At 47.7% G+C, this 415-nt stretch carries 2 protein-coding genes; one reads left to right on the top strand and one right to left on the bottom strand.

What is annotated here, in order from left to right; genetic code table 11:
- The coding region (locus QN395_RS21465; RefSeq protein WP_323493062.1) for a helix-turn-helix domain-containing protein at positions 1–167 on the bottom strand (167 nt) is incomplete at its 3' end.
- Positions 168–188: 21 nt separating this feature from the next.
- Between QN395_RS21465 and tnpA the strand changes: the two genes are divergently transcribed.
- Positions 189–415: IS200/IS605 family transposase (gene tnpA / locus QN395_RS21470; protein WP_323493061.1), on the top strand; the 227-nt coding region annotated here is incomplete at its 3' end.

The raw sequence follows: 415 nt of genomic DNA on the forward strand, positions 1-415 counted from the left end.
GCCATTGGCACGTAGCCGATGAACTTGTTTCCTGCTTCGTGATTTTCTTTTTGCAATGCTAAAGCCTTGTTATAGACAAACCGGCACGACCCAGCGAAGCGGCGCATATCGCGCTGCTGCTCGCCGTCTGGCATGAGTTCGTATTTATAGGCTTGAAGTCTTTGCATAGTTCGGTCATACTCTGGTCTATGAGCGAAGACAACAACGATATTAGGACTGGAAGACACTGCGTTTTTATGATGCACGTACATCTGGTCTTTGTTACAAAATACCGGCGCGGGGTATTCACAAAAGAGATTCTTGACGATCTGCGACCAATATTCTCCAGTGTCTGCAATGACTTTGAATCGGAGCTTGTTGAGTTCGACGGCGAGGACGACCACGTTCACCTACTGGTGAACTATCCGCCTAAAGT

The organism is Undibacterium sp. RTI2.2 (assembly GCF_035018705.1).
Classification (GTDB): Bacteria; Pseudomonadota; Gammaproteobacteria; order Burkholderiales; family Burkholderiaceae_D; genus Undibacterium.